We start from the raw sequence: 26,903 nt of genomic DNA, 5'->3' as shown, positions 1-26,903 counted from the left end.
CCGGTCGGCTATGTCGTGGTTGTGCGGTTGTGGAGTCAGTTCGCCATCAGGTCGGCGCCGCGCCACGTGAACTCGGGGTCCGTCGCGTACCGTACGGTGATCTTGACGAGATCCTCCGCGTACTTGTTCGCGTGGTGCCCACAGAACACCAGCTCGCTCCCACCCGCCAGAGTGATCCGGAGCTTGCCGGCAGCATTGCAGCGGTCGCACCGTTCATCGGCGGCCGGGGGGCTCACCGTCTCGGGCGGCGGCGTGAGGGTCGGGGTCATCGCCTTCCTCCTCTGGTCGTCACCGATGAACACTCTCTTCGGTTGCTCACCTATCGTGCAACACCCATCTCGGGCCCTGTCTTCCCTGTGTGCCCGCGGGGGACCGGGGTCACACCTGGCGTGAAGGACAGTGTGCCGTGCATCAAGGGTGCCACGCCAACGATCACAAACAGGCAACCGACGGATCACCATAGAGTGTTCCACGGCTGGTGATCAAACCGACACGACTGGTTGACGTGCGCCGGTCAGTCCAGGTAGTCGCGGAGCACCTGGGAACGCGAGGGGTGCCGCAACTTCGACATGGTCTTGGACTCGATCTGCCGGATGCGCTCCCGGGTCACGCCGTACACCTGGCCGATCTCGTCTAGGGTACGGGGCTGGCCGTCGGTGAGGCCGAAGCGGAGGCGTACGACGCCCGCCTCGCGCTCGGAGAGCGTCTGGAGGACCTGCTGAAGCTGGTCCTGGAGCAGCGAGAACGAGACGGCGTCGACCGCGACCACGGCCTCCGAGTCCTCGATGAAGTCACCGAGCTGGCTGTCACCCTCGTCGCCGATGGTCTGGTCGAGCGAGATGGGCTCCCGGGCGTACTGCTGGATCTCCAGCACCTTCTCGGGTGTGATGTCCATCTCCTTGGCCAACTCCTCCGGCGTGGGCTCGCGACCCAGGTCCTGGAGCAGCTCACGCTGGATCCGGCCGAGCTTGTTGATCACCTCGACCATGTGCACCGGGATGCGGATGGTGCGGGCCTGGTCGGCCATGGCTCGGGTGATGGCCTGGCGGATCCACCAGGTGGCGTAGGTGGAGAACTTGTAGCCCTTGGTGTAGTCGAACTTCTCGACCGCGCGGATCAGGCCGAGGTTGCCCTCCTGGATCAGGTCGAGGAAGGCCATCCCACGACCGGTGTAGCGCTTGGCCAGCGAGACGACCAGCCGCAGGTTGGCCTCCAGCAGGTGGTTCTTGGCCCGCTCGCCGTCCCGGGAGATCCAGAGCAGGTCGCGCTGCATGTCCCGGTTGAGCTTCTCCTCGCCCTCGTCGGCGGCGCGCAGCTGCTCGGCGGCGTAGAGGCCGGCCTCGATCCGCTTGGCGAGCTCGACCTCCTGCTCCGCGTTGAGCAGCGGCACCTTGCCGATCTGCTTGAGGTAGGCCCGGACGGAGTCGGCGGAGGCGGTCAGCTCCGCGTCGCGTCGCGCCTGCTTGAGCGCCTCGGACTCCTCGTCGTCCCACTCGAAGTCGTTGTCGCTGGCGGAGCTGGCCGCGTCGGCCTCGGCGGCCTGGGTCAGCTCGGCCGGCTCGTCGACCACCACGTCCTCGATCTCGGCGGCCAGCTCCTCCGGGTCGATGTCGCCCTCGGGGCCCTCGCCCTTCGCGGCGGCCTTCGCCGGCTTCGCCCCGGCGGTCTTCGCCGCCACGGTCGCCTTGGTGGCCCGGGTCGCCTTGGTGGCCTTCGCCGGGGCGGCGGCCTTGGCGGCCACCTCCGCGGTGGTGCCGGCGGCCTTGCGCGCGGTCGCCTTACGCGGGGCGGGAGCCGGGGCCTCCTCAGCGGCCGGCGCCTGCTTCGGGGCCGGCGCGGCGGCCTTCTTGGTGGTCTTGGCGGTGGTGGCCCGGGAGGCGGGGGTGGCGGACCGGGCGGCGGCTACCCGGCGGCGGGTGCTGGCGGAGCCGTCCACGACCACCGTCACCCCGGCCTCGGAGAGCGCACGCAGGATCTTCTTGGCCTGGGCCGGGGTCACCTCAGCGGACTCGACGGTGCGCGCGAGCTGGGCCGACGTGAGCTGGCCGCCGGCGCTCTGCGCGTGGGCGATCAGGGTGTCGGTGAGCGAGCGAACGTCGGCGCCGGTCTGGCGGGGATCTGTCACGAAGACCTTCCGGAGGCGAAGAGCGAGCACGGCCGGTTCGTCCGGCGCAGCACGCCGTGCCGGACGATGTCGTTGAGGGCCCCCGTGTCCCGGACCGGCCGGTCGGTGGCGGTCCGTGGCGCGTGGGCAGGCTGAATTGTAACGCCGTCTGCGGCGATCATTCGGCGCCGCACGGCGGACCGGCGGTGTGGGCCGCCGATTCGGCGCAGATGTGGACTTTGTAAGGATGATACCCGCGGGCGATCCGGACAACCCGATCGTGCGGGAAGGGGACGAACATGATCCGCTCGGCACCCACGTCGCGGGAGCTGCTGGAGATCGCCGTCACGGTGGCCCGGGACGCGGCCGGCACCGCGCACCGGATGCGGGCCGAGGGGGTCTCGGTGGCCGCCACCAAGAGCACGGTCACCGACGTGGTCACCGCCGCGGACCGGGCCGTCGAGCGGCAGGTGCTGGACGCCCTGCGTACGCTCCGGCCGGGCGACGCGGTGCTGGGCGAGGAGTACGGCGCGGGGGAGACCGGCCCGGCCGCCGACGGCGGGGTGCGCTGGATCGTCGACCCGATCGATGGCACGGTCAACTACCTCTACGGGCTGCCGTACTGCGCGGTCTCCCTGGCCGCGGAGGTGGCCGGCGAGGTGGTGGCCGGGGTGGTGCGCAACGTCGCCACCGGCGAGGAGTGGACGGCGACCGCGGGCGGCGGTGCCTGGCGGGACGGGCAACGGCTGCGCTGCTCCACCGAGACCGACCTCGGGCAGGCGCTGGTCGCCACCGGCTTCGGCTACGACGCCGACCGCCGGGCCCACCAGGCCCGGGTGGTCGCGAAGCTGATCCCGCACGTCCGGGACATCCGCCGGCTGGGTGCCGCGGCGCTGGACCTCTGCCTGGCCGCCGAGGGGCGGCTGGACGCCTACTACGAGAAGGGGTTGGCCGCCTGGGACATGGCCGCCGGCGGGCTGGTCGCGCGCGAGGCCGGGCTGCTGGTGACCGGGCTGGCGGGGCGGCCGGCCGGGCCGGACCTGGTGATCGCCGCGCCGCCGGCGCTCTTCGAGCCCCTGCACACCCGGCTCGCGGCCCTGGATGCCTCCGGCGGCCCCTGAGGCCAGGGTTACTTGCCCGCTGGAGCCGGGCAGGTGCCGGGCGGGGCCTCCGGGGAGCCGAGGTCACCGAGGGACTGGTTGACCTCGGTGGTGGTGGCGAGCTGCTGGAAGGCGTTGCCGAGGACCACGTCGACCGTGTCGTCCTTGCGATTGATGTCGAACTGCGTATCGGCGTTGTTGAGGAAGTAGGCGCGCAGCAGGTGCGCGGAGCCGACGCCCTTGGGGCCGTAGCGCAGCACCGCGACGCGGTCGACACCCTTCGCCGCGTTGGCCACCTTCTTCACCTGGAACTTGCGGTTGCGGAAGTCGTCGGCGACGCTGCCCGCCCTGCCGACCTCGTCGGTGGCGTTGAGGACATTGATCTTGACGTCTTTGGGCTCGTGCAGGGCGACGTCGGCCAGGGGCCAACCCTTGGGGCAGTCCTTTGCCGTGCCCGCCGAGCCCTGGCTGTCGCGCACGATCGCGACGACGACGAAGACCAGGGCGAGGACCGCCAGCAGACCGACGACAACGAGTGCCCGCACTCGCGCAAAACTCATCTGGGCGCTCCCCGCACGATGGTTGGGTGACGGCGGCCGCTGGCGGTCGGACCGCCCGCCGGCCGTCGAATACGCCGCTGAGGTTAACGGTTGTCCGGCCGTCGCGTGGAAACAGTCCGACATGCCGGCGCGCCACCGGAGGAACGGGTACTACTACCCCTATCTTCGTGTCGCCTGAGTCACATTGGGAACAACTTCGGGCGCAGGGGCGTACATCTCTGCCACGAGGGCGGTATACATGCCTCGCCCAAAGGGGGGGTAAGGTTCCGCGCTCGCTGGGGGTTCCTCTCTGGCGGGACTCGGCCCACCGGTCGTCGCGTCGGGTGACCGACAGAAATGGTGGCCGGCCAGTGGAACCGAAGTACGTCCTCCGGCGTTACAACCGGCAGCGACCATATCGATATGGGAGAGTGAAACCGATGGCCACCGACTACGACGCCCCGCGTCGCGACGAGGTCGACCTCGGCGAGGACAGCCTGGAAGAGCTCAAGGCCCGGCGGGTCGACTCACAGTCGGGCGCCGTGGACGTCGACGAGGCCGAGGTGGCCGAGAGCTTCGAGCTGCCCGGCGCCGACCTGGCCGACGAGGAGCTCACGGTCAAGGTGCTACCGATGCAGCAGGACGAGTTCCGGTGCGCCCGCTGCTTCTTGGTCCACCACCGCAGCCAACTGGCGGTCCATCGCAACGGCGAGCTGATCTGCCGCGAATGCGCCTGACCCCGGCAGGTGTCACCGGCGGCGGCCTCTCTGACGGGGCCGCCGCTGTTCGAGTCGCCGTGCGCGCATGGCGAGGAGCTGCTTGACTCGTACGGGCGGCTGCCGCGCCGCGTGAGCACGGGAGGGCGGACGCGTGAGGGAGCGGAGCGAGCGAACCATTTGGCTCAGTAGCGTGGCGCCTCGCGCCGCCGGGGAGCGGAGCGAGGCGGCAGCGTGAGCGAGCGGGACGGTGGACCGGGCGCCGAGCGACCGACCGAAGGCGCCGACGCCGAGCGGCCCGCTGCGGTCACACCGGACGGTGACGCGGACCAGCTCGGCGCGACCGTCGCGGCGTTGACCGCCGACGACCTCGCCCCCGCCCGCCGCCGGCAGCTGCTCGCCCGGGTGGTCGGCCAGGCCCGGGCCCGTGGCCTCGCCGACCTGTTCAAGCCGAAGGCCGCGCTCCGCTGGATGACCGAGACGGTCGCCGAGGTCGCCCCGCACGTACCGGTCCGTGACCTGGCCACCCTCCGCCGGCACTTCCCCGGCCTGAGCGACGACGAGCTGGCCGAGCGGCTGGTCCGCAACGCCGCCCGGGCCACCGCCGGGGTCGGCGCGGCCGGCGGCGGGGTCGCCGCGGTCGAGTGGACGGTCGCCCCGACGCTGCTCTCCGCACCCGTGCTGCTGGCCGCCGAGACGATCGCCGTGGTCGCGATCGAGCTCAAGCTGATCGGCGAGCTGCACGAGGTCCACCGGGTGCCGCTGCCCAACCGCGGCACCGAGCGCGCCGTGGCCCTGGTGCAGTCCTGGGCCGGCCAGCGCGGAATCAACCCGATGCTGCCGGGGGTCGGGGTGACTGCCGTGCTCGGCACCGCCGCCCGTCGGGAGCTGCGGGAGCGTCTGCTGCGCCGCTTCGGCCGGAACCTGACCACCCTCGGGCCGTTCCTGACCGGGGCCGCCGTCGCCGGCTACCTCAACCGCCGGGCCACCCGGAACCTCGCCGACCAGGTCCGCAAGGATCTGCGCCGCCGGGTCCGGGCGGCGCTGCCCCCCGCCCCGCCCTGACCCGGGTCAGCCGGCGTCGCGGGCGGCGAGGATCGCCGTGGCCAGCTCCACCGGGCGCCGCGTGCTCACCACCCAGAAGGGGGTCGGGTCGGCCGGGTCGTCGAGGACCACCTGCACCGCGCCGCCGATCCACGGGCGCTGTACCACGAAGGCGAGCGGGTCGGACCCGACGCCGAGCACCTCGCGCCGGCCGGCGGCGTCCAGCGGGACGACGTCGGCGACGTAGCGCACCGGCAGGTTTGCGTCGTCCACCCGCAGCTCTCCCTCGGTGACCGCCACCCGGATCCGGCCCAGCCAGGCCAGCACGGCCACCGCCGCCGGGATCAGCACCGCGAACGGCAGCCAGGACCGCAGCCCCGGCGCGCCCATCCAGAGCTCGGCGGCGAGCAGCCCGGCGCAGGCGAGCCCAGCCGGCCAGGCCCACCAGGGCAGCCGCAGCCGCTCCGCGTACGCCGACGGGACCGCCGCCGGCGAAGCCGGGGCGGACGAGGACGACGACAGGCTCACAGTCCGAGGGTACGGCGCACGACGGGCCGGCCAACCGGCAGGATGGCAGGGTCACCCCCGCAGGACCGGACGGAAGAGGAAGACCGTGACAGACGTCGTGCCCGTGCCCGTACGGCAGCTCGACCCGGAGCTGCCGCTGCCGGCGTACGCCCATCCCGGTGATGCCGGCGCGGACCTGGTGGCCGCCGCGGACGTGGAGCTGCCGCCCGGCGGGCGGGCCCTGGTGCCGACCGGCGTGGCCATCGCGCTGCCGCAGGGGTACGTCGGGCTGGTGCATCCCCGATCGGGGCTGGCGGCCAGGCTCGGCGTGACGGTGCTCAACGCGCCCGGTACGGTCGACGCCGGCTACCGGGGTGAGATTCTGGTCAACCTGATCAATCATGATCGGGAGACGCCGGCGAAGATCAGCCGGGGCGACCGGATCGCCCAGCTCGTCATCCAGCGGGTCGCGCGGGCGGATTTCCGGCCGGTGGCCGAGCTGTCCGCGTCCCGGCGCGGTACGGGCGGGCACGGGTCGACCGGCGGGCACGCCAGGCTGATCCCGGCCCCGGCGGGCGGGCAGACGGAAGAGGTGGCAGGGTGAGTGTGAACAGCGGAGGGTGGGCGAAGTGATCTTCTCCCGAAAGCGGGCCGGCGCGGCACAGGACGCGCGTGACGAGCGGGCCACCGAGGTCCTCGACACCGAGGACACCGGGGATCCGACCCCGTCGGCGCCGGACCGCGGCCCGTACGACGTCGCCGAGGCGCCCGACGAGCCGCGGCTCGACCTGGGCAGCCTCCAGATCCCGGCGGTGCCCGAGGTCGAGGTGCGGGTGCAGGCCGACCCGCAGGGCGTGATCCAGCAGGTCGTGCTGGTGCACGGGGAGAACGCCCTGCAGCTCGGCGTCTTCGCGGCGCCCCGCTCGGAGGGCATCTGGGACGAGGTGCGCGAGGAGATCCGGCAGTCGCTGTTCAACGACGGCGCCGCCGCCCAGGAGGCCGAGGGGGAGTACGGCACCGAGCTGCGCGCCCGGGTCCGCACCCCGGACGGCCTGACCGACCTGCGCTTCGTCGGCATCGACGGGCCGCGCTGGATGGTGCGCGGGGTCTACCAGGGCAAGGCCGCCACCGACCCGGTCTCGGCCGGCCCGCTGGCACGGTGCCTCAGCGGACTGGTGGTCGACCGGGGTCAGGAGGCCAAGCCGGTCCGTGAGCCGCTGCCGCTGCGGCTGCCCCGCGAGGTGGCCGAGCAGCAGGCCGCCGAGCAGGAGGCCGCCGGGCAGCAGCCGGCGCCAGGGCAGCGCGAGGCCTGAGTCGTACCCTGCCGGGCCCGGGCCCGTCGGCTCCCGCCGGCGGTACCGGGCCCGTCGTGCGTCGGCGGCCGCCCCGGTACGCGGGTGAGCGATCCCGCCCCCGACGTCGGCTCCGCGAGCCGGTTGGTTCGGCGTACGCTGGCGGGACCGTTCCGGCATCTGCCGGGCCGGGCCAGTGCCGGCGCGGGCCGGCGAGCGTGGAGAGGGTGACGCGGAGGTCATGACGACCGACGAGAGCCGGCTGTCGCTGCGGCGCCTCCTGCATCGGCTCACCGCGAGCGAGGCTGAGATCGAGGCGCAGGAGCTGCGCCGGGAGAGCGCCGAGTCCGGCGGCATGCCGGCCCGGCAGTGCACGAGGGGTCAGGTGGTCTCGGTCGCCGGGCGGCTGCGCACGGTGGTCTACACGCCCCGGACCAACCTGCCCACGCTGGAAGCCGACCTCTACGACGGCAGCGACGTGGTCACCCTGGTCTGGTTGGGCCGGCGGCACATCGCCGGCATCGAACCGGGCCGGCACCTCACCGCCCGCGGCCGGGTGGCCGTCCGGGACGACCGCAAGGTCATCTACAACCCGTACTACGAGCTGGAGTCGCCGAAGTGACGACCGGACAGCAACCGACCACCGGGCCGGAACTCGGGCCGGAGGACGAGCAGCCACTGCCCAGCCTCGCCGAGCAGATGGCCGACCAGCTCGGCGGCTGGCGGGGCCTGGTCGAGTCGAGCATCCCCGTGGTGGTCTTCGTGATCGCCAACGTGGTGGGCGAACTGCGCCCCGCCGTGATCGCCTCGGTGGCCGTGGCGCTGCTGATCGCCGGGCTGCGGCTGGCCCAGCGCCGGCCGGTCCGACACGCGGTCAACGGCCTGTTCGGCATCGCCATCGGCGCCGCCATCGCCTGGCGTACCGGCAACGAGCGGGACTTCTACCTCCCGGGCATCCTCTACGGCATCGGCTACGGCCTGGCCCTGCTGTTGTCGGCCGCGGTGAAGCAGCCGCTGGTCGGCTGGATCTGGTCGGTGCTGGTCGCCAAGGGCCGGTCGGAGTGGCGGGACGATCCCCGGCTGGTGCGCACCTTCACCCAGCTCACCGTGCTCTGGGGCGTGGTCTGGCTGGCCAAGGTGGGCGTCCAGGCCGGGCTCTACCTGGCCCACCAGGACACCGCGCTGGGCGTGGCCCGGCTCGCCCTGGGCTACCCGCCGTACGCGCTGCTGCTGCTGATCACCGTCTGGGCGGTGCGTCGGGTGACCCGGGAGACCGCGCCGCAGCCGTTGCCGGGGGCCTGAGCCCCGGCCGCACGTCGGGGGGCTGAGCCCCGGCCGCACGCAGGAGCCTGAGCCCCGGCCGCACCGGGGCCGGCGGGCGGGCCGCCCGGCTCAGCCGCGCTCGTGCTCGCCGCTGGCCGGCCCGAGGATCACCGCGCGGACCTCGTCCTCCACGACGTCGGTGCACACGAAGATCAGCTCGTCGCCGGCCTCGATCGGGTCGTCCGGGCTGGGCACCAGCACCCGCTTGCCGCGCAGGATCGCCACCAGCGCCGCGTCCCGGGGGATCGGCACCGCGTGTATCGGCTGGCCCACGTACGGCGCGCTGGGCGGCAGGGTGATCTCGACGAGGTTCGCCTCGCCCTGCCGGAAGGTCATCAGCCGGACCAGGTCACCGACCGTGACCGCCTCCTCGACGAGGGCGGCCATCACCCGCGGCTTGCTCACCGAGACGTCGACGCCCCACTGCTCGGTGAACAGCCACTCGTTCTCCGCCCGGTTGACCCGGGCCACCACGCGGGGCACCGCGAACTCGGTCTTGGCCAGCAGCGACACCACCAGGTTGACCTTGTCGTCGCCGGTGGCGGCCACCACCACGTCGCAGCCGGCGACGTTGGCCTCCTCCAGGCTGGCCAGCTCGCACGCGTCGGCGAGCACCCACTCGGCCGCCGGCACCCGGTCGGGGCGGAGCATCTTCGGCTGCCGCTCGATCAGCATCACCTGGTGCCCGTTCTCGATCAGCTCCTGGGCGATGGACCGGCCCACGTTGCCGGCGCCGGCGATGGCGACGCGCATGGCTCACTGCCCCCCTTCCGGCGGCGCTGCCGCCAGCGAGGTGACCGACCCGATGATGTCGTCGGTCACCACCATGAAGACCTGGTCGCCCTCCTGCACCACCGTGGAGGCGGTGGGCAGGGTGCCGATCCCGAACCGGGTCAGGTAGGCCACCCGGGAGCCCGCGTACTCCTCCAGCTGCCGCAGCGGCTGGCCGATCCAGTCCTTGTGCACCGGCACCTCGATGATCGACACGGTGCTGGTCACGTCCCGGAAGATCTCGACGGTGCCCTCGGGCACCAGGTGCCGCAGCATCCGGTCGGCCGTCCACCGGACGGTGGCCACGGTGGGGATGCCCAGGCGCTCGTAGACCTGCGCCCGGCGCGGGTCGTAGATGCGGGCGGCCACCCGGGAGACGCCGAACGTCTCCCGCGCCAGCCGGGCCGAGATGATGTTGGAGTTGTCGCCGCTGGAGACCGCCGCGAAGGCGTCCGCCCGCTCGATGCCGGCCTCACGCAGCACCTCGCCGTCGAAACCCGCGCCGGTGACGGTGATGCCACCGAAGTCCGGCCCGAGGCGGCGGAACGCGTCGGCGTCCTGGTCGATCACCGCCACCGAGTGGCCCCGGGACTCCAGGCTGTGGGCGAGGGTCGACCCGACCCGGCCACAGCCCATGATCACGACATGCACGGCGTCCACTCCTCCCACGGTGCGCCCCGGTGAGCCCGTCGACTGCGAGCCTGCCACGTCCGCGCCGCAGATGACGATCGACCGTACCGCGCGGGTCTGCGTACCGGTGATCAGGCACCCGTGCCGCCCACGTCCGGTGGTCGTACTCTTGGCGGTTGTGGCCAGACCCACCTCGCTGGTGAAGCGACTCCTCGTCGGTCGACCGTTCCGGTCCGACCGTCTTCAGCACACCCTCCTACCGAAGCGGATCGCGCTGCCGGTCTTCGCCTCCGACGCGCTGTCCAGCGTCGCGTACGCGCCGGACGAGATCCTCCTGACGCTCTCCATCGCGGGCGCGTCGGCGTACGTCTTCTCGCCGTGGATCGCGCTCGCGGTCGTGGTGGTGATGCTCACCGTGGTGGCGAGCTACCGGCAGAACGTGCACGCGTACCCCTCGGGCGGCGGCGACTACGAGGTGGCGACGGTCAACCTGGGCCCGCCCGCCGGGCTGGCGGTGGCCAGCGCGCTGCTGGTCGACTACGTGCTCACCGTCGCGGTCTCGATCTCCTCCGGGGTGGCCAACCTCGGCTCCGTGCTCCCGTTCGTGGCCGCCCACAAGGTGCTGATCGCGGTCGTCGCGGTGACCCTGCTCACCGCGATGAACCTGCGCGGTCTGCGCGAGTCCGGCACGGCGTTCGCCATCCCGACCTACGGGTTCGTGATCGTGATCGGCGCCATGCTGCTCACCGGCCTGATCCGGGTCTTCATCCTCGGCCACGAGCTGCGCGCGCCCAGCGCCGGCCTGCAGATCCAGGCGGAGCACAGCGTGACCGGGTTCGCGCTGGTCTTCCTGCTGCTGCGGACCTTCTCCTCGGGCAGCGCCGCGCTCACCGGTGTGGAGGCGATCTCCAACGGGGTGCCGGCGTTCAGGGCGCCGAAGAGCCGCAACGCGGCCACCACCCTGCTGCTGCTCGGCCTGATCGCGGTGAGCATGCTGTTCGGCATCGTCTGGCTGGCCCGGCTGACCGGCCTGCAGTTCGTCGAGAGCCCGAGCCAGATCGTCTCCGGCCCCTCCGGGTACGTGCAGAAGACCGTCACCACCCAGCTCGGCGAGGCGGTCTTCGGCCACGGGTCGGTGCTGCTCTACATCGTCGCCGGGATGACCGCGCTGATCCTCTTCCTGGCCGCCAACACCGCCTTCAACGGCTTCCCGGTGCTCGGTTCGATCCTGGCCCAGGACCGCTACCTGCCCCGGCAACTGCACACCCGGGGCGACCGGCTGGCCTTCTCCAACGGCATCGTCTTCCTCGCCGTCTTCGCGGCGGTGCTGATCATCGGCTTCCAGGCCGAGGTGACCCGGCTGATCCAGCTCTACATCGTCGGCGTGTTCGTCTCGTTCACGCTCTCCCAGGCGGGCATGATCCGGCACTGGAACCGGCACCTGCGCAACGAGCGGGACCCGGAGGTGCGCCGCCGGATGGTGCGCTCCCGGGCGATCAACGCCTTCGGCATGGTGCTGACCGGCACGGTCCTGGTCATCGTGCTGCTCACCAAGTTCCTGCTCGGCGCCTGGATCGCGATCGCCGCGATGGCGGTGATCTACATGCTGATGCTGGCCATCCGCCGGCACTACGACCGAGTCGCCGCCGAGCTGGAACCGACCGAGGCCCGGGCCGTGCTGCCCGCCCGCAACCACGCCATCGTGCTGGTCAGCAAGCTGCACCAGCCGACGCTGCGGGCCATCGCGTACGCCCGGGCCACCCGGCCGGACACGCTGACCGCGGTGACCGTGAACGTCGACGAGAAGGACACCCGGGACCTGCAGGCGGACTGGGAACGGCGCGAGTTGCCCGTTCCGCTGACCGTGATCGACTCTCCGTACCGGGAGATCACCCGGCCGATCCTGAACTTCGTCGCCTCGGTCCGCCGTGAGTCGCCCCGCGACGTGGTCACCGTCTTCATCCCCGAGTACGTGGTGGGCCGCTGGTGGGAGAACCTGCTGCACAACCAGAGCGCGCTGCGGCTGAAGACCCGGCTGCTCTTCGAACCGGGCGTGATGGTGACCAGCGTGCCCTGGCAGCTCGCCTCGACCGCCAACAAGAACCTGGACCGGTTGGACGCCACGCTCAGCCGCGGCCCGAAGCGCGGGCCGCGGGTGGCCCCGCGCAGCACCCTGCCGCCCACCGCCCCGCCGGCTGGGAACGGCCCGACCGCCGGGGAGCGACCGTGACGGCGGCCACCCGCCGCGGGCTGGAGGAGGCCGAGCGGGTCGAGTTGACCGTGGACGCGGTCGCGCCGGGCGGGCACTGCGTGGCCCGGGTGGACGGCCAGGTGGTCTTCGTCCGGCACGCGCTGCCCGGGGAACGGGTGGTGGCCGAGGTGACCGAGCTGCACCGGGGCTTCGCCCGCGCCGACGCGGTGGACGTTCTCGCCGCCTCCCCGGACCGGGTCGAGCCGCCCTGCCCGTACGCGAAGCCGGGCCGCTGCGGCGGCTGCGATCTCCAGCACGTCGCCCCCGCGGCCCAGCTCGACTGGAAGACCGCCGTGGTGCGCGAGCAGCTCACCCGGCTCGGCGGCCTCACCGACGGGCAGGTCGACGCGCTCGACCTCCGGGTGACGGCGCTGCCCGGCGGGCCGCTGGGCTGGCGGTCCCGGGTCCGCTACGCGGTGGACGGCGCGGGCCGGGCCGGACTGCTCAAGCACCGCTCGCACGAGGTGGTGCCGATCGCCCGCTGCCTGATCGCCCACCCGGCCATCCAGGAGCTGCCGGTGCTGGCGCCCAGCGGGGCCCGCTGGCCGGACGCCGAGGCGGTGGAGACGGTCGCCTCGACCGGTGGGGACGTCAGCGTCACCGCCCTCGCCGCCGGCGCCTCCACGCCGGTCAGCGGCCCGGCCGTGGTCTGCGAGGTGGCCGCCGGCCGGGAGTGGCGGCTCCCCGCGTCCGGCTTCTGGCAGGTTCACCCGGCCGCGGCGGACACCCTGGTCGGCGCGGTCCTCGACCTGCTCGACCCGCGGCCCGGCGAGACGGCCTGGGACCTGTACGGCGGCGCCGGCCTCTTCGCCGCCGCCCTGGCCGGCCGGGTCGGCGACGCCCGGATCACCGTGGTCGAGTCCGCCGAGCAGGGCGCGGCTGCGGCCCGGGAGAACCTGGCCGACCTGCCCGCGGTGGAGGTGGTGGCGGCGCGGGTGGAGACCGCGCTGCGGCGCCGCCGGGTCACCGGGCCGGTCGACCTGGTGGTGCTCGACCCGCCCCGCGCCGGCGCCGGCGCGCCGGTGGTACGCGACATCGCCGCCGCCGGCCCGCGCGCGGTGACGTACGTGGCGTGCGACCCGGCCGCCTTCGCCCGGGACGTGCGCGCCTTCACCGGGCTGGGCTGGCGGCTGGCCGCGCTGCGCGGCTTCGACCTGTTCCCGATGACCCAGCACGTCGAGCTGGTCGGCCTCCTGCTGCCGATTGAACCGTGACCGGCGTCGTCGGGTGCGGGGATCCACGGTCGGGCTGCGGGCCGGTGGGCGGCCGATAGACTCTTCGGTCATGAGCGTTGAAGAGGACACGGCCAACCACGGTCGGCTGCTGGGTACCGTCCGTGGCCCGCAGGACGTGAAGCGGATGACCGCCGAACAACTGGACATCCTCGCCGCCGAGATCCGTGACTTCCTGATTGCCAAGGTTTCCCGCACCGGCGGGCACATCGGTCCCAACCTGGGCGTCGTCGAGCTCACCCTGGCGATGCACCGGGTCTTCGACTCGCCGCGGGACCGGCTCCTGTTCGACACCGGCCACCAGGCCTACGTACACAAGATCATCACTGGCCGGCAGGAGGGCTTTGACCGGCTCCGCCAGCGCGGTGGCCTCTCCGGCTACCCCAACCAGGCGGAGAGCGAGCACGACCTGATTGAGAACTCGCACGCCTCCACCGCCCTGTCCTACGCCGACGGGCTGGCCAAGGCGTACGCGCTGCGCGCCGAGCGGCGCAACGTGGTCGCCGTGGTCGGTGACGGCGCGTTGACCGGCGGCATGTGCTGGGAGGCGCTGAACAACATCGCCACCGCCGGCAACCCCCTGGTCATCGTGGTCAACGACAACGGCCGGTCCTACTCGCCGACCATCGGCGGCCTCGCCGACCACCTCTCCTCGCTGCGGCTCAACCCGGGCTACGAGAAGATGCTCGACACCGTCAAGGACACCCTCGGCAACACCCCCTTCGTGGGCAAGCCGATGTACGAGGTGCTGCACGCGGTCAAGAAGGGCATCAAGGACGCGGTGGCCCCGCAGGCCATGTTCGAGGACCTCGGCATCAAGTACGTCGGCCCGGTCGACGGCCACGACGTGACCGCGGTCGAGTCCGCGCTGCGCGCCGCGAAGAACTTCGGCGGCCCGGTGATCGTGCACGCGGTCACCCGTAAGGGTTCCGGCTACCGCCCGGCCGAGGAGGACGAGGCGGACTGCCTGCACGGCCCGGGTGCCTTCGACGTCGAGACCGGTCAGCTGGTCGCCGCGCCGTCGGTGAAGTGGACCCACGTATTCGCCGACGAGCTGGTCAAGATCGCCGACGGGCGTCCCGACGTGGTCGGCATCACCGCCGCCATGGCCGAGCCCACCGGCATCGCCGCCCTGGCCAGCAAGTACCCCAAGCGGGTATACGACGTGGGCATCGCCGAGCAGCACGCCGCCACCTCGGCGGCCGGCCTCGCCATGGGCGGGCTGCACCCGGTGGTGGCCGTCTACGCCACCTTCCTCAACCGGGCGTTCGACCAGGTGCTGCTGGACGTGGCGATGCACAAGCTGCCGGTCACCTTCGTGCTGGACCGGGCCGGCATCACCGGCCCGGACGGGCCGAGCCACTACGGCATCTGGGACATGTCGGTCTTCGGCGTGGTGCCGGGCCTGCGGATCGCCGCGCCTCGCGACTCGGCCAGCCTTCGCGAGGAGCTGCGCGAGGCGGTCGCCGTGGAGGACGGTCCCACCATCCTCCGCTTTCCGACCGGCACCGTCGCCGGCGATCTCCCGGCCGTCCGCCGGGTCGGCACGGTCGACGTGCTGGCCGAGTCGGCGCGTACCGACGTGCTGCTGGTCGCGGTCGGCTCCTTCGCCGCCCTCGGCATGGAGGTGGCTGCCCGGGTCGCCGAGCAGGGCTACGGCGTCACCGTGGTCGACCCGCGCTGGGTCCGCCCGGTTTCGGCCGAGCTGGTCGAGCTGGCCGCCGGGCACCGCCTCGTGGTCACCGTCGAGGACGGCGTCCGGGTCGGCGGCGTCGGCGACGCGCTCGCCCAGGCCATGCGGGACGCCGACGTCCGGGTGCCGCTGAAGGACCTGGGCGTGCCGGCCGACTGGCACCCGCACGGCACCCGCGCGCAGATCCTGGCCGACCTCGGCCTGACCGCCCAGGACGTGGCCCGCGACGTCACCGGCTGGATCTCCGGCCTGGACGCCGAGCCCGTGGAGGCGCCCGCCGACAAGGCCGCCGCCAAGAACTGACGAACGTCCCGAACGGGCGGCCCACACACGCAGGGCCGCCCGTTCCTGGCGCGAAGGTCAGCGTCCGCCGACCGACCGGTACCAGGTCTTCTCCGTACCAGCCAGGCTGAACGTCTGGCTGCGGTCTGGCTCTGGCACCACCACCAGCCCCGGCCGTTCCGCCAGCCGCGAGGTCCCCGGCGGAGCGGCGAACGAGGCGTTCCGGTTGGCGCGCCAGCTCAGCACCGCCACCGGCTGCCCCGGCACCGGCAGGCGGTACGCCTGCAGCTCGCTGGACCGGTCGGCCACGGAGACGATCGGCGCGGCGCCGTCGGCCGGGCGGTATAGCACGGCGGTCATGGTGCCGGAGGTGCTCTCCCAGCTGAGCTGTTCCAGGTCGCCCGGCCTACCGCCCAGCGCCACCTCGCCCAGCGACCGGACGGCGATATTGGCCATCGGCCAGGACGCCGGGACCGAGCCCGGCGCTGCCCCCTCGCCGCGGCGGGGGACGCTGCCGAACGGGCCCGTGGCGGCGGCGAGGACGCAGGTGTCCAGCCCGGCCAGGGCCCGCTTGCCGGAGCCGGTCTCGTCGCGAACCAGGGGATAGCGGGGGGCGGCGGTGGCCGTACCCAGGTCGAGGAGGCGGTTCGCGGCGCGGCCGCGCGGCAGCGACCGGGTGGGGCGCAGCGTCGCGGTCAGTTCCACCGCCCGGCAGTCCGGTACGGCGATCGGCTCGGTGAGACCGTCGGTGCTGGCCAGCGCCTTGCCGTCCGGGCCGAGCAGCCGCTCCACCCGCGCCGAGGTGTAGTAGCGGCGGCCCTCCGAGAGGTGGACCGGCAGCACGTCGGAGTAGACCAGATAGCCGGGGTCGGTGTACTCGGTGGCCTGGGTCACCCGCCACCGGTCCCCGTCGCGGTCGAGTTGCAGCAGCCAGGAGGCGCTCTCGCCGGGTACGTCGGCGGCGACCAGGGCCAGCGGCGCCCCGGCCACCTGACCGGCGTAGAGGACGCCGGACGACGGCAGGTGCGCCCGGTCGTCGACCGGCGAGCGCCACTGGCGCACGGCCGAGCTGATCCCGGCGATCGCGGCGGCCTCGCCGGACAGGCTGCCGCGCGCCGGCCAGACGGTCAGCGGCCCGTCCAGGCTGTCGTAGCCGGCTCGCAGGGCGGCCTGCTGCTGCCCTCCGGCGACGGGCCCACACCCGGACGTGGCCAGCAGCAGGGCCAGCAGCGCGGTGGCCGTCGTGCCGGGTCGGCGGACTGTCGCCACCTGTACGCCCCCGATCGCGTCGGTCGTGATTGGAAGCCACATGGTACGAGGTGTCCGACCAGCCCCTACGCGCCGGCCCTCACTAGTCTCCACAGTGGAACCCGGTGGGTTTCACGGCTGTCTTCCGGCTCCGGTAGAGTCCGCCAACTGTGACTCTTGTCGAGCCCCGTGTCGCCGTTGTCACGCCGAAACCCCTCGTTGTGGAGGCATCGCCAGATGCCGGACCGGGCCGGTCAACCCCACGCTGGCGGTGGGCGCCACGCCGCCTCGACCTCGCCGTGTACGGCGTGTTCCTGCTCGCCGCGCTCTGGGTCACCAGCGGGATCTGGGTCGACCCGGACGGCCGGGTGGCCACCCTCTACAGCAGCGACCCGGCGCAGGTGCAGTACTTCCTCGCCCACTCGGTACGCGTCGTGCTGCACGGCGAGTACCCGTTCTACACCGACCGGTTCAACTATCGGGACGGGGTGAATCTGATGGCGAACACCGCCACCCCGGCCCTCGGCATCCCGATGGTACCGATCACCGTCCTGTTCGGACCGGCGGTGTCCTTCGTCACGCTGGTGACGCTCGGCCTGGCCGGCACCGCCGCCGCCTGGTACCGGATGCTCGCCCGGCACGTGGTGCGGCACCGGCTGGCCGCGGCCGTCGGCGGTTGGTTCTGTGGGTTCTCGCCGGCGATGCTGTCGCACGCCAACTGGCACCCCAACATCATCTCCCAGTTCCTGCTGCCGTTCATCGTCTGGCGGGTGCTGGTGCTGACCCGCTCCACCCGCCCGGTCCGGGACGGCGTGCTGCTCGCCCTGCTGGTCACCGCGCAGGCGTTCATCAACGAGGAGATCCTGCTCTTCACCGCGCTCGCCTGCGGGGTGTTCCTGCTCGCGATGGTCGTCCAGCAGCGCCACCGGTGGGCGACGGCGTGGCGCCCGCTGGGGACCGGACTGGTGGTCTGCGCGGTGCTCGCCGGCGCGCTGCTGGCGTACCCCCTCTGGGTCCAGTTCGCCGGGCCGATGGCGTACCACGGGCTCAGCGACACGGTCCGCGACTACGGCAACGACATCTCCGCGTTCTTCGCCCAGGGCTCGACCACGCTGGGCGGCAACGAGCGGGCCAACGTCAACCTGGCCCCGAACTACTCGGAGGAGAATGCCTTCTTCGGCTGGAGCCTGTCGCTGCTGGCCGTCGGCATCGTGGTCTGGCTGCGCCGAGAGGTGCTGGTCCGGGCGCTCGCGGCGACCGGGCTGTTCTTCGCGGTGCTCTCCCTCGGCGAGCGGGTGACCTGGTGGGACCGGGAGCTGGTCACCGGCCCGTGGGAGCTGCTGGTCCGGCTGCCGCTGCTCGACGCGGTGGTGCCGACCCGGTTCGGGCTGATCACCACGGTGGTCGTCGGAGTGCTGCTGGCGTTTGCGGTCGAGCGGGCCTGGTCGCTGCGTACCGCCGAGCGGCGGACCGTGCGTACCCTCACCGCCGCCGGCCTGATGTTCGCGCTGCTGCCGATCGCGCCGATGCCGTTGCAGGTCACCAGCCGCCCGGCGGTGCCGAAGTTCATCACCGCCGACCGGTGGCGGCAGTACGTCGGCCCGGACCAGACCCTGGTGTCGGTGCCCCTGCCCAGCATGGGCAACACCAACCCGATGCGCTGGGCGGCCAGCACCGACCTGGCCTTCCGGATGCCCGGCGGCTATTTCCTGGCCCCGCGCAACGGGGTCACCGGCGACCCGGGCCGGTTCGGCGGGCGGCCCAGTGGCATCGGCGAACTGCTGGCGGAGGTCGCGGCCACCGGGCGTATGCCGGAACTGGACGATCGGCAGCGCCGCCGTTTCCTCGACGAACTGCGGCACTGGCAGGCCGCCGTCGTGGTGCTGCCGCTGGACCAGCCGAACGCCGAGCCGCTGCGCCGGACCGTCGAGCAGTTGGTCGGCCCCGCCCGCCAGGAACTGGACGTGTGGCTCTGGGACGTCCGCGCCCTGACCAGCCGACGGAATGGTTGACAGGGGCCCCTCCTGACTTACACCCGGTCGCGGACGTTCCAGAGGTAGACGTCGTCGACGCGCTGTGGCGGGCCGAGCAGGGCGGTCATCAGCTCGCGCAGCACCGGCTCGCGCGGGCCGGCGCCGAGCACCACCACCGACGCCCGCCAGAAGCGCAGGTCCTCGACGGCCTGGCGGCGATGCTCCGCGGTGATCGTCGGGACCTGGTTGGCGTCCATGGTGGCGTAGACAAGCGTGCTGGTCGGCCGGTTCGGCGCGCCGAAGACGCCCTCGCCGTTACTGTTCGGGCCGATGAAGTAGCCGCCGGGGATCGGGAACTCCTGCCCGGTCAGCGCGCTCCAGCGCAGCGTCGCCAGCCCGTGCACGTTGCTCGGGATCGGCACCGGCACCAGGGTCCGGCCGGCCGGCACGTACGGCCGCCAACCGCCCGCGGTGATGAAGTGCGGCGGCGGGTCGATCCGCTGGGCCGGCAGCGGGCGCGGGCACAGTGGCAGCAGGGCGGCCAGGATCGCCGCGTACCCGAGGCCGCGTAGCCAGCGGCGCCGCGAGCCGGCGGCGGGAACCGGGTCGGGGGTTTCCCCGGAGCGTGGGGCCGGAACGGCTGGGCGACCGCCCCCGGCCAGGGCGTTCCAGGCCAGCGCGAGCAGCACCCCCAACGCGCCCGCCACCACCAGGGTCAGCCGGGTCGGCATCATCATCTCGACCAGCGGCAGGTCGTCCGGCACGTACGCCCAGGGGCCGTCGACGCCGGTCTCCACCCCGTCGAAGCGCACCTTCGGGCCGATCGCGGCGACGGCGAAGACCACCACTAGCACGGCGACGATCCGGGCCGGCAGCGACCGGCGCCACAGCAGCACCAGGGCGACCAGCGCGACCAGCACCAACGGCCAGCCGAACCAGGAGTTCTGTTCGGTCAGCCCGATGGTCTTCTCGACCGCCTCGTCCCCGGCCACCGTGTCCCGGGCGAACGTGACGAAGGCCATCAGGTCCTCGCCCCAGCTGTGGAAGACCCCGCCCTGCAGGCCCCGGTAGGACTGCGGCCCGTTGAACTGGAACCAGACCGGGTACGCGGCCAGCAGCAGGGCCAGCCCACCGCCCACGCCGATCGCGGCGAGGAACGTGCCGGCCCGCTCGCGGGCCGCGCGCGGCCGTTGCACCGCGTACGCGACCACGACGACCAGGCAGGCCAGCGCGGTGAGCAGCAGCATCTCCTCGTTGATGAAGATCTGGTACGCCACCAGCAGGCCCAGCGCGATCCCGTTGCGCCGCCAGCGCCCCGGCTCGCCGAGCCGCAGCACCCGCGCCACGATCAGCGGTAGCAGGAAGTTGGAGGCGAAGTTCGGTTGCCCGTTGGCGTGGTGCACGACGCCGGGGGCGAAGCCGAGGAACGCGCCGCCGACGAACGCGGCCGCGCGGGAGCGCACCAGGTGCCGGGAGAGCATCCAGTACGAGGTGGCCGCGGTCGCGGACAGGGCCGCGCCCAGGTAGAGCGCGTACACCACCTGCGGGCCGAGTAGCAGGGTGAGCGGCGCCAGCGGCAGGGTGACCCCGAGCAGCGAGGTGTTCGCCATCATGTTGACCCCGTCCGGGGTGTTCTGCCTGACGGTGAACAGCGGGTTCTCCAGGTGCCGCACCGAGTGGGCGCCGTGCGCGAAGAGCCACTCGAACCAACTGTGGTCGGTCGGCAGGTGCGACGAGACCCGGTGCTGCACGTCCCCCCAGTAGTTCAGGCAGACGAGAACGCCGAGCAACACATAGGCTCCGATGGCCAGCACGTCGGCGCGGGTCGGCCGGCGCCGGGGCCGGCGCGGCACCTCCGCCACGACGGGCTCGACCGCGACGGACGAGGAGTTCAGCGAGGGGTTCAACACCGGCACAGCCACGACGGGCCATCGTACCGGCCGGCCCGGCGTCGCCCCGGCGGCCGGTCTCCCCACTATGGACTCATGAGCCGGCATACGGCAGCGGCGGGGAGAGGGGTTGCCGTGACGGTCATCGACCTGGGTGAGATCCGCGACGACGCCGCGTCGGATCCGCCGGCCCGGCCACCGCGGGCCGTCGGCCGTCCGTACCGGTTCGTCGCGGTGCTGCTGGCGGCGTTGGTCACCCTGGCCGGCGCGGCGCCCGCGCCCCGCCGGGTCGCCGCCACCCTGCCGGGCGGTCCGACCGCTGTGGCGTTCGTCATCGACGACCGGGTGTACGTGGTGGAACCCCCCGACCCGGAGCGCGGCGTCGGCCGTCGGCTGATCGCGTACCGGGTGACGGCGGATCGGGCGCGGACAGTGTGGCGGACCCCACTGCCCGGCGACGGCGTCGGCGAGCTGGCCTGGGCGGTGGACGGGAGGCTGCTGCTGGCCGGCCGGACCGACAACGACGCCGGGTGGGAGACGATGGCCCTCGACGTCGCGACCGGACGGCTCGCCTGGCACCAGCCCGGGGTGGCCTTCCCGACGGGCGATGTCGTGCTCCTGCACACCCGCGACGGCGACGGCGCCGAAGAGACCCGCCGGCTGGACGTCCGCACCGGAGAGACACTGTGGTCCGTGCCGACGACCTCGGCCATGCTGCACCTCAGCCTGGGGCCGGCCGGGGTCGAGCGGGTGGTGCTGGTGCACGACTCCGGCAGGACGGAGGTTCTCGACGCCGCCTCCGGTGTCCGGGTGACCGCCCGCGACCTGCGTTTCGGTGAGCCGCCCTCGCCAGGGCGCACGGTGGTGGCCGCCGGCCTGCTGCTGGTGATCGGAACCGCCGACGACACGGTGACCGGCTACGACCTGGACCGGCTGGAACCACGCTGGACCGTCTCGCTGCCCCTGGTCGACTTCGCCGAGTCCTGCGGTCGGTCGCTTTGCGCGTACCGGCAGGCCAGCGGGGTGTGGGTGCTCGACCCGGCCACGGGCACGACCCGGTGGGCCGATTCCCGGTCGGGGCAGGCGCTGGCGGCGGCGGACGGGCGGCTCCTGGTCGCCCAGCCGACGGCCACCGAATCCAGGCTGGCGGTGGTGGAGGAGACCACCGGCCGGGTCGCCGCCGAGCTCGGCACGTGGCAGGTGGTCCCGCGCGCCGGCCGGGACGGCCCGATGCTCGGCGTACGGCCGGACGTGGATGGCCGGTTGATCATCGCCGAGCTGGACCTGGCGGCCGGACACGCCTGGGTCCGTGACGTCCTGCCGGGCGTCGTCGGGGACTGCCGGGCCGGTGGGGCGCTGCTCGTCTGCCACCGGACTGACGGCAGTTTCGTGCTGCGGTGGAACCGGTGAACCGCGTGATCGAGCTGGGGGAACTGCCGCACGGCGACGAGCCCGAGCCGCCGCCACCGGAGCCGCGCCGGCCCCCGGCGGCCGCGACCCGGGTCCGTGTTGGTCTGCAAGCGGCCGTCCGGTGGGCTGGTGATCTGGCCGCTGGACCGGTGAGTCACCAGTTGGCCTGGGCAGGCGCTGGGGGCAGCGGCACCGAACCCGGCCGGACGACGTACGCGATGCCGCCGCTGCCCGCCTGCCAGGCCGCCTCGAACGGTCCCCGTGGCACGGTCCGGCGCACCCCCTCGTCGTCCGGGGCGTACGGGTCGTTGAGCACCGGGTCACCGTCGGCGGTGAAGCCGACGAGCACCATCAGGTGGCCCCGGGTGTCGTAGTCCAGCCCCGGCACCTGGCCGGCGGTGAACGCGGCCGACAGGATCAGCGGGATGCCGGCGGCGACGAACCGTTCCGCCTCGGCCAGGCCCCGCAGCCGGGTGACGAAGGCGTCCACCCCGTGCCCGCCCGCGTACGCGGTGTTGAAGGCCCAGTTCCCGGCCCCCGCGTACGCGTGGTCGTAGCAGTGCCGGGCGGCGTGCACCACCACCGGCCGGGGGCCGGGCGGCTCGACCCAGGCGTACCGGTCGGGGGTGGGGCCGGCGTCCCAGAAGTCCAGCACCATCGAGACGCAGGTGGGGCTGCACCAGGAGTCCCCGCCGCCGCCCCAGCGGGTCTCCCCGCCGGCGTGCAGCCGCTGCGCGTACCGGGGCACGTCGAGCACCCGCCCCCGGGCCCCGAGGCAGTCCGCGCCCGCCGCCACGTCGGCCAGATCGGCCAGGTCGGCCAGGTCGGTCGGGTCGGCCAGGTCGGTCGGTGCCTTGGTCGAGGCGACCGCGCCGACGGTCCGCAGCACCGGGCCGGCGGCGGCGTCGCACCGGCGGAACAGGGTGACCCGGACCTGCCAGCCGGTGACCGTCGTCGCCGCGACGCACACCGTGTCGACCATCACCCGCGCGTCGTCGCCGCTCTGCCCCGGCACCGAGCTGCGGCGGATGGTGGCGTCGTCGGCGGCCCAGTGGCCCAGCACGTACCAGTCGGTGGACGGCGCGTCCTCGTGCCAGCCGCGCACCTCCACCCGGAGCCAGCCGCCCTCCGGGGTGTCTGCGGTCCACGACGGTACGATCTCGTCCGCGGCGAAGCCCACCCTGACCACCGGGGACGTCCAAGCGGCCTGCTCGTAACCGGCGGTGACGCCGCTGTACGGGTCGGTGTGGTCCACCCGGCCGGCCGGCTCGGCGACCACCAGCCCGTTCGGGCCGGCGGCCACCCCGTCGGCCGCCCCGAGGTCGAGATCCTCCGGGAAGCGGAAACGGCGGTACGCCACGTCCCGCCGGGCGGGCGTTCCGGTCATCGGCAGCTCCTTGTCACCAGGTGCCGGGAAGCATGGCGTACCCGAAGATCTTTTGCAACGGCGGCGCGGGACGCTGGTTTGGCGGCCGGCACTACGTTGTCGGCAGGTCACGAGGCGGGAGGCCGGGATGCGGGTACTGGTGGTCGAGGACGAGCGGAACCTCGCCGACGCGATCGCGCGCGGGCTGCGCAAGCGCGGCATGGCGGTGGACGTCGCCTACGACGGCACGACCGGGCACGAGGCGGCCTTCGTCACCCGGTACGACGTGGTGATCCTGGACCGGGACCTGCCCGGTGTGCACGGCGACCGGATCTGCGCCGACCTGGCCGCCTCCGGCACCCTGACCCGGGTGTTGATGCTGACCGCGAGCGGCACGGTCGCCGACCGGGTCGAGGGGTTGCAGCTCGGCGCCGACGACTACCTGCCCAAGCCGTTCGCCTTCGACGAGCTGGTCGCCCGGGTGCAGGCGCTCGGCCGGCGGGCCACCCCGGCCGCCCCGCCGGTGCTGGCGCTGGCCGACCTGGTGCTCGACCCGGCCCGCCGGGTGGTCACCCGCGGCGGCGTGCCGGTCGACCTCACCAACAAGGAGTTCGGCGTGCTGGCCGAGCTGCTGAAGGCGCGCGGCGCGGTGGTCTCCAGCGAGGAGCTGCTGGAACGGGTCTGGGACGCGAACACCGACCCGTTCACCACCATCGTCCGGGTCACCGTCATGACGCTGCGCAGGAAGCTCGGCGACCCGCCGCTGATCGAGACGGTGGTCGGGGCCGGCTACCGCACCGCCGAGGTATCCGCATGACCCGCCGCCTACGGTTGCGGCCCACCCTTCGGCTGCGGCTCACCCTGCTCAACGGGGTGCTGCTGGTCGGGGCCGCGGCGATCCTGGTGGTGCTGGCCTGGCTGCTGGTCCGGGACGCGCTGCGCCCGGCCGATGAGCTGTTGCCCGGCACCACGGTGGTGCTCGAGGACGGCCGTGCCCTCGAGGCCGGGCAGTGGCAGCGGCAACTGGTCGACGCGGCCTCCCGGGAGTTGCTGCTCAAGGGCCTGGGGGCACTGCTGGCGATCAGCGTGGTCGGGGTCGCCGGGGCGTACCTGGTGGCCGGTCGGGCGCTGCGCCCGCTGCACCAGGTCACCGCCACCGCCCGCCGGCTCGGCGAGACCACGCTGGACCAGCGGATCCGCTGGTCCGGCGCCGACGACGAGGTGGCCGAGCTGGCCAAGACCTTCGACGCGATGCTGGATCGGATCGCCGCCGCGTTCGAGGCGCAGAAGCGCTTCGTCGCCAACGCCTCGCACGAGCTGCGGACCCCCCTCGCGGTGATGCGGACCGAGATTGACGTGACGCTCAGCGACGACGAGGCGGACATCACCGAGTACCGCCGAATGGCCACCGTGGTCCGGGACGCCTCGGAGCGGGCCAACGGCCTGGTCGACGCGCTGCTGGTGCTGGCCCGCAGCGAGGCCCAGGCCGGGCGCCGGCTGGCCCGCCGCGCCGAGCGCGACCTCGCGGTGAGCGCGGCCAACGCCCTCTCCGCGATGGGCCGGGAGGTGGAGCGGATCGGCCTCAAGGTGCACACCGCGCTGCGACCGGCGCCGGTGGTCGGGGACCCGGGGCTGCTCGACCGGCTGGCCGGCAACCTGGTGGAGAACGCCGTCCGCTACAACCACCTGCACGGCCGGCTGTGGATCCGCACGGGCAGCGACGGGCGGCGATCCTGGCTGGTGGTGGGGAACACCGGCTTCGAGGTGGCCCAGGCCGACGTGCCGGGGCTGTTCGAGCCGTTCCGGCGCGGCGGCCAGGAGCGTACCGGGGCGCGCGGTTCCGGCCTGGGGCTCTCCATCGTCCGGGCGGTCTGCGACGCGCACGGCGGCACTGTCAAGGCGGTCGCCCAGCCGGGTGGTGGCCTGGAGGTGACCGTCACCCTGCCGTCCGCCGACGCCACCACCGTCACCTGACCGGCCCGCCCCGCGCCGCAACGCTGGTCAGGCCGGCGGCCGGCAAAATGCCTTGTGCGCAGGGCGGATGCGGTGGCATGATCTGCCGCGTCAGCCCGACGTGCCGGAAGGGGGTGTTGGTTGATGTCCACCATGAACAATCCCACGCCCCGCCCTGGTCACCGCTGACACGATCCACTTCCGCGGGGCGCACTCCCATCAGGAGGAAGCACCGTGAGTGCACAGATCCACTGCGTCACCGTCGAGACCGACGACCCGTACGCCCTGGCGAGCTGGTGGGCCGAGGTGCTCGACCGGAAGCTGCACGACGACGACCACCCGGGCGACCCCGAGGCGGTGCTCGTCGCGCCCGACGGGCACGGTCCCGACCTGCTCTTCGTACAGGTGGGGGAGCGGCACGGCAAGGGCGCGTTCCACCTCGACCTGCATGCGGCCGAGGGCACCCGGGACGCCGAGGTCGAGCGACTCCTCGGCCTCGGGGCCGCCCTGTTCGCCGACCGGCGCCGGCCGGACGGCACCGGCTGGGTGGTGCTGACCGACCCGGAGGGCAACGAGTTCTGCGTCTGCCGCAGCCCGGCGGAACGGGCCGCGGCGCACTGATCCGGACAGCGAACCGGGCCCCCGCCAGCTTGGCGGGGGCCCGGTCACAGGTCTTCGGAAGGTTCAGTCCTTCTTCTCGACCTCGCCCCGGATGGCGACGAACTGCGGCTGGAGCTCGGCGGCGGACTTGAAGTAGATGATGACCATCCCGAGGCTGCCCCGGTCGGCCCAGACGCAGACGCCCACCGGTACGCCACCGGCGTCGCCGTCGCCGCACTTGGCTTCGCCGCCCAGTGGGCCGGCGTCGACCGTCTTGAACTCCTTGACCCCGAGCTCGGAGCCCATGCCGTTGCTGGCGTCGTCCAGCTCCTTCTTCGGGTCGGCCAGCAGGCCGGACACGCCGGCGACCATGACCAGGTCCTGCTTCGTCGGGTCACCGTAGATGCCACCGATGACGCTGGTGGACCCCGGCACGCTGTCCTTGAGCACCGTCTTCATCTCGTCCGCGGCGGACTTGAGCTCCGGCTCGTCCACCTTCGGCCGGCCGCCCAGCGTCTCGGGCTCGACCAGGCGGGTCTTGGTGGCGCCGACGACCTCCTTCACCGTGTCCTTGGTGGCGAAGTAGATGGCCGTGCCGCCGCCCACGCAGAGCACGACCACGACGGCCAGGATGATCAGCAGGATCTTGCCGACGCTGGACTTCTTCTTCGGCGGCGGGCCGGCGGGGGCACCGAAGCCGGGCTGGCCGGCCTCCGGGTATCCACCGGGCTGCTGCGGAGCCTGCGGGAATCCACCGGGCTGCTGCGGGGCCGGCGGGTAGTCGCCGCCGTACTGGGGCTGCTGCGGCGGCTGGTATCCGCCGGGCTGCTGCTGCGGCGGGGGGTTGGAACCCGGGTATGGGCTGGACGGCGGCTGCGACATGATTTTGGTCAGCTCCTGTGAGTAATCCGGACGCGTGATCGTATCGAGGCACGCCAAGCGGTCGTTGTCCGCCCCGGGCTGGCGTGACGAAACCGGTA

General features: G+C 73.2%; 25 protein-coding genes. 15 read left to right on the top strand and 10 right to left on the bottom strand.

The genetic code is table 11. From position 1 onward, the window contains the following. Positions 1–35 precede the first annotated feature (35 nt). Positions 36–269, bottom strand: coding sequence for a hypothetical protein (locus ACNAW0_RS06860; protein ID WP_093410327.1), 234 nt, complete (start codon positions 267–269; stop codon positions 36–38). Between the two features lie 245 nt (positions 270–514). Next, the gene (locus tag ACNAW0_RS06855; protein ID WP_416286868.1) at positions 515–2,125 is read right to left on the bottom strand and encodes an RNA polymerase sigma factor; all 1,611 of its coding nucleotides are present in this window, start codon (positions 2,123–2,125) and stop codon (positions 515–517) included. 278 nt (positions 2,126–2,403) lie between these two features. On the opposite strand from ACNAW0_RS06855, the gene ACNAW0_RS06850 reads away from it, so the two are divergent. Next, positions 2,404–3,225 carry an inositol monophosphatase family protein gene (locus ACNAW0_RS06850; protein ID WP_416286867.1) on the top strand — a complete coding sequence of 274 codons (822 nt, stop codon included), beginning with the start codon at positions 2,404–2,406 and terminating at the stop codon, positions 3,223–3,225. Positions 3,226–3,233: 8 nt separating this feature from the next. On the opposite strand, the gene ACNAW0_RS06845 is transcribed toward ACNAW0_RS06850, so the two are convergent. Continuing rightward, the gene (locus ACNAW0_RS06845; RefSeq protein WP_416286919.1) at positions 3,234–3,749 is read right to left on the bottom strand and encodes a LytR C-terminal domain-containing protein; all 516 of its coding nucleotides are present in this window, start codon (positions 3,747–3,749) and stop codon (positions 3,234–3,236) included. Between the two features lie 434 nt (positions 3,750–4,183). Here ACNAW0_RS06845 and ACNAW0_RS06840 point away from each other — a divergent pair, with 434 nt between their 5' ends. Then, positions 4,184–4,480 (top strand): DUF4193 domain-containing protein, encoded by a 297-nt coding sequence (locus ACNAW0_RS06840; protein ID WP_416286866.1) that lies wholly within the window; start codon positions 4,184–4,186, stop codon positions 4,478–4,480. A 213-nt stretch (positions 4,481–4,693) separates the two neighbouring features. Continuing rightward, positions 4,694–5,524 (top strand): hypothetical protein, encoded by an 831-nt coding sequence (locus ACNAW0_RS06835; RefSeq protein ID WP_416286865.1) that lies wholly within the window; start codon positions 4,694–4,696, stop codon positions 5,522–5,524. A gap of 6 nt (positions 5,525–5,530) precedes the next feature. On the opposite strand, the gene ACNAW0_RS06830 is transcribed toward ACNAW0_RS06835, so the two are convergent. Continuing rightward, positions 5,531–6,025, bottom strand: a complete 495-nt coding sequence (locus ACNAW0_RS06830) for a DUF3093 domain-containing protein (protein WP_416286918.1) — start codon at positions 6,023–6,025, stop codon at positions 5,531–5,533. Positions 6,026–6,116: 91 nt separating this feature from the next. Here ACNAW0_RS06830 and dut point away from each other — a divergent pair, with 91 nt between their 5' ends. The 4 genes from dut to ACNAW0_RS06810 all read left to right on the top strand — a co-directional run bounded on the left by dut (position 6,117) and on the right by ACNAW0_RS06810 (position 8,604). Beyond that, on the top strand, positions 6,117–6,614 hold the full coding sequence (gene dut, locus ACNAW0_RS06825; protein ID WP_416286864.1) for a dUTP diphosphatase: 498 nt from the start codon (positions 6,117–6,119) through the stop codon (positions 6,612–6,614). 25 nt (positions 6,615–6,639) lie between these two features. Continuing rightward, positions 6,640–7,323 (top strand): DUF3710 domain-containing protein, encoded by a 684-nt coding sequence (locus tag ACNAW0_RS06820; RefSeq protein ID WP_416286863.1) that lies wholly within the window; start codon positions 6,640–6,642, stop codon positions 7,321–7,323. 220 nt (positions 7,324–7,543) lie between these two features. Further along, the gene (locus ACNAW0_RS06815) at positions 7,544–7,924 is read left to right on the top strand and encodes an OB-fold nucleic acid binding domain-containing protein (RefSeq protein ID WP_416286862.1); all 381 of its coding nucleotides are present in this window, start codon (positions 7,544–7,546) and stop codon (positions 7,922–7,924) included. Next, a complete protein-coding gene (locus ACNAW0_RS06810) occupies positions 7,921–8,604 on the top strand; it encodes a DUF3159 domain-containing protein (RefSeq protein ID WP_416286861.1) in 684 nt (227 codons plus the stop codon). Before ACNAW0_RS06815 ends, ACNAW0_RS06810 begins: the two co-directional genes overlap by 4 nt. Positions 8,605–8,694: 90 nt before the next feature. On the opposite strand, the gene ACNAW0_RS06805 is transcribed toward ACNAW0_RS06810, so the two are convergent. Together ACNAW0_RS06805 and ACNAW0_RS06800 are read right to left on the bottom strand one after the other, a co-directional pair. Next, entirely contained in the window at positions 8,695–9,378 is a 684-nt protein-coding gene (locus ACNAW0_RS06805) for a potassium channel family protein (protein ID WP_416286860.1), read from the bottom strand. Between the two features lie 3 nt (positions 9,379–9,381). Beyond that, positions 9,382–10,047 (bottom strand): potassium channel family protein, encoded by a 666-nt coding sequence (locus tag ACNAW0_RS06800; RefSeq protein ID WP_416286917.1) that lies wholly within the window; start codon positions 10,045–10,047, stop codon positions 9,382–9,384. 157 nt (positions 10,048–10,204) lie between these two features. On the opposite strand from ACNAW0_RS06800, the gene ACNAW0_RS06795 reads away from it, so the two are divergent. The 3 genes from ACNAW0_RS06795 (at position 10,205) to dxs (ending at position 15,505) form a co-directional block, all read left to right on the top strand. Next, positions 10,205–12,256: an APC family permease gene (locus tag ACNAW0_RS06795; RefSeq protein WP_416286859.1), complete on the top strand. Its 2,052-nt coding sequence runs from the start codon at positions 10,205–10,207 to the stop codon at positions 12,254–12,256. Continuing rightward, the gene (locus ACNAW0_RS06790; protein WP_416286858.1) at positions 12,253–13,491 is read left to right on the top strand and encodes a class I SAM-dependent RNA methyltransferase; all 1,239 of its coding nucleotides are present in this window, start codon (positions 12,253–12,255) and stop codon (positions 13,489–13,491) included. The genes ACNAW0_RS06795 and ACNAW0_RS06790 overlap by 4 nt, the downstream gene beginning before the upstream one ends. 70 nt (positions 13,492–13,561) lie before the next feature. Beyond that, positions 13,562–15,505: a 1-deoxy-D-xylulose-5-phosphate synthase gene (gene dxs, locus ACNAW0_RS06785; protein ID WP_416286857.1), complete on the top strand. Its 1,944-nt coding sequence runs from the start codon at positions 13,562–13,564 to the stop codon at positions 15,503–15,505. Between the two features lie 57 nt (positions 15,506–15,562). On the opposite strand, the gene ACNAW0_RS06780 is transcribed toward dxs, so the two are convergent. Then, positions 15,563–16,753, bottom strand: coding sequence for a hypothetical protein (locus ACNAW0_RS06780; protein ID WP_416286916.1), 1,191 nt, complete (start codon positions 16,751–16,753; stop codon positions 15,563–15,565). A 200-nt stretch (positions 16,754–16,953) separates the two neighbouring features. Here ACNAW0_RS06780 and ACNAW0_RS06775 point away from each other — a divergent pair, with 200 nt between their 5' ends. Then, positions 16,954–18,744, top strand: coding sequence for a hypothetical protein (locus ACNAW0_RS06775; RefSeq protein ID WP_416286915.1), 1,791 nt, complete (start codon positions 16,954–16,956; stop codon positions 18,742–18,744). 17 nt (positions 18,745–18,761) lie between these two features. Here ACNAW0_RS06775 and ACNAW0_RS06770 read toward each other — a convergent pair whose 3' ends face one another. Then, positions 18,762–20,600 (bottom strand): hypothetical protein, encoded by a 1,839-nt coding sequence (locus ACNAW0_RS06770; RefSeq protein ID WP_416286914.1) that lies wholly within the window; start codon positions 20,598–20,600, stop codon positions 18,762–18,764. Positions 20,601–20,729: 129 nt separating this feature from the next. Here ACNAW0_RS06770 and ACNAW0_RS06765 point away from each other — a divergent pair, with 129 nt between their 5' ends. After that, entirely contained in the window at positions 20,730–22,004 is a 1,275-nt protein-coding gene (locus tag ACNAW0_RS06765; RefSeq protein WP_416286856.1) for a PQQ-binding-like beta-propeller repeat protein, read from the top strand. A gap of 154 nt (positions 22,005–22,158) precedes the next feature. On the opposite strand, the gene ACNAW0_RS06760 is transcribed toward ACNAW0_RS06765, so the two are convergent. Beyond that, positions 22,159–23,391: a C39 family peptidase gene (locus ACNAW0_RS06760; RefSeq protein WP_416286855.1), complete on the bottom strand. Its 1,233-nt coding sequence runs from the start codon at positions 23,389–23,391 to the stop codon at positions 22,159–22,161. A 127-nt stretch (positions 23,392–23,518) separates the two neighbouring features. On the opposite strand from ACNAW0_RS06760, the gene ACNAW0_RS06755 reads away from it, so the two are divergent. From ACNAW0_RS06755 to ACNAW0_RS06745, 3 genes are all read left to right on the top strand, one after another. Then, positions 23,519–24,187 carry a response regulator transcription factor gene (locus ACNAW0_RS06755; protein WP_416286854.1) on the top strand — a complete coding sequence of 223 codons (669 nt, stop codon included), beginning with the start codon at positions 23,519–23,521 and terminating at the stop codon, positions 24,185–24,187. Then, complete coding sequence (locus ACNAW0_RS06750; RefSeq protein ID WP_416286853.1) at positions 24,184–25,344, top strand: sensor histidine kinase; 1,161 nt, start codon at positions 24,184–24,186, stop codon at positions 25,342–25,344. The genes ACNAW0_RS06755 and ACNAW0_RS06750 overlap by 4 nt, the downstream gene beginning before the upstream one ends. Positions 25,345–25,557: 213 nt before the next feature. Beyond that, the gene (locus tag ACNAW0_RS06745; RefSeq protein WP_416286852.1) at positions 25,558–25,944 is read left to right on the top strand and encodes a VOC family protein; all 387 of its coding nucleotides are present in this window, start codon (positions 25,558–25,560) and stop codon (positions 25,942–25,944) included. A 63-nt stretch (positions 25,945–26,007) separates the two neighbouring features. Here ACNAW0_RS06745 and ACNAW0_RS06740 read toward each other — a convergent pair whose 3' ends face one another. Further along, positions 26,008–26,805, bottom strand: coding sequence for a hypothetical protein (locus ACNAW0_RS06740; protein ID WP_416286851.1), 798 nt, complete (start codon positions 26,803–26,805; stop codon positions 26,008–26,010). Positions 26,806–26,903 lie beyond the last annotated feature (98 nt).

Origin of the sequence: Micromonospora sp. SL1-18 (genome assembly GCF_047921505.1) — a bacterium.
Lineage (GTDB): Bacteria > Actinomycetota > Actinomycetes > Mycobacteriales > Micromonosporaceae > Micromonospora.
This window is presented reverse-complemented; position numbering and strand designations above follow the sequence as displayed.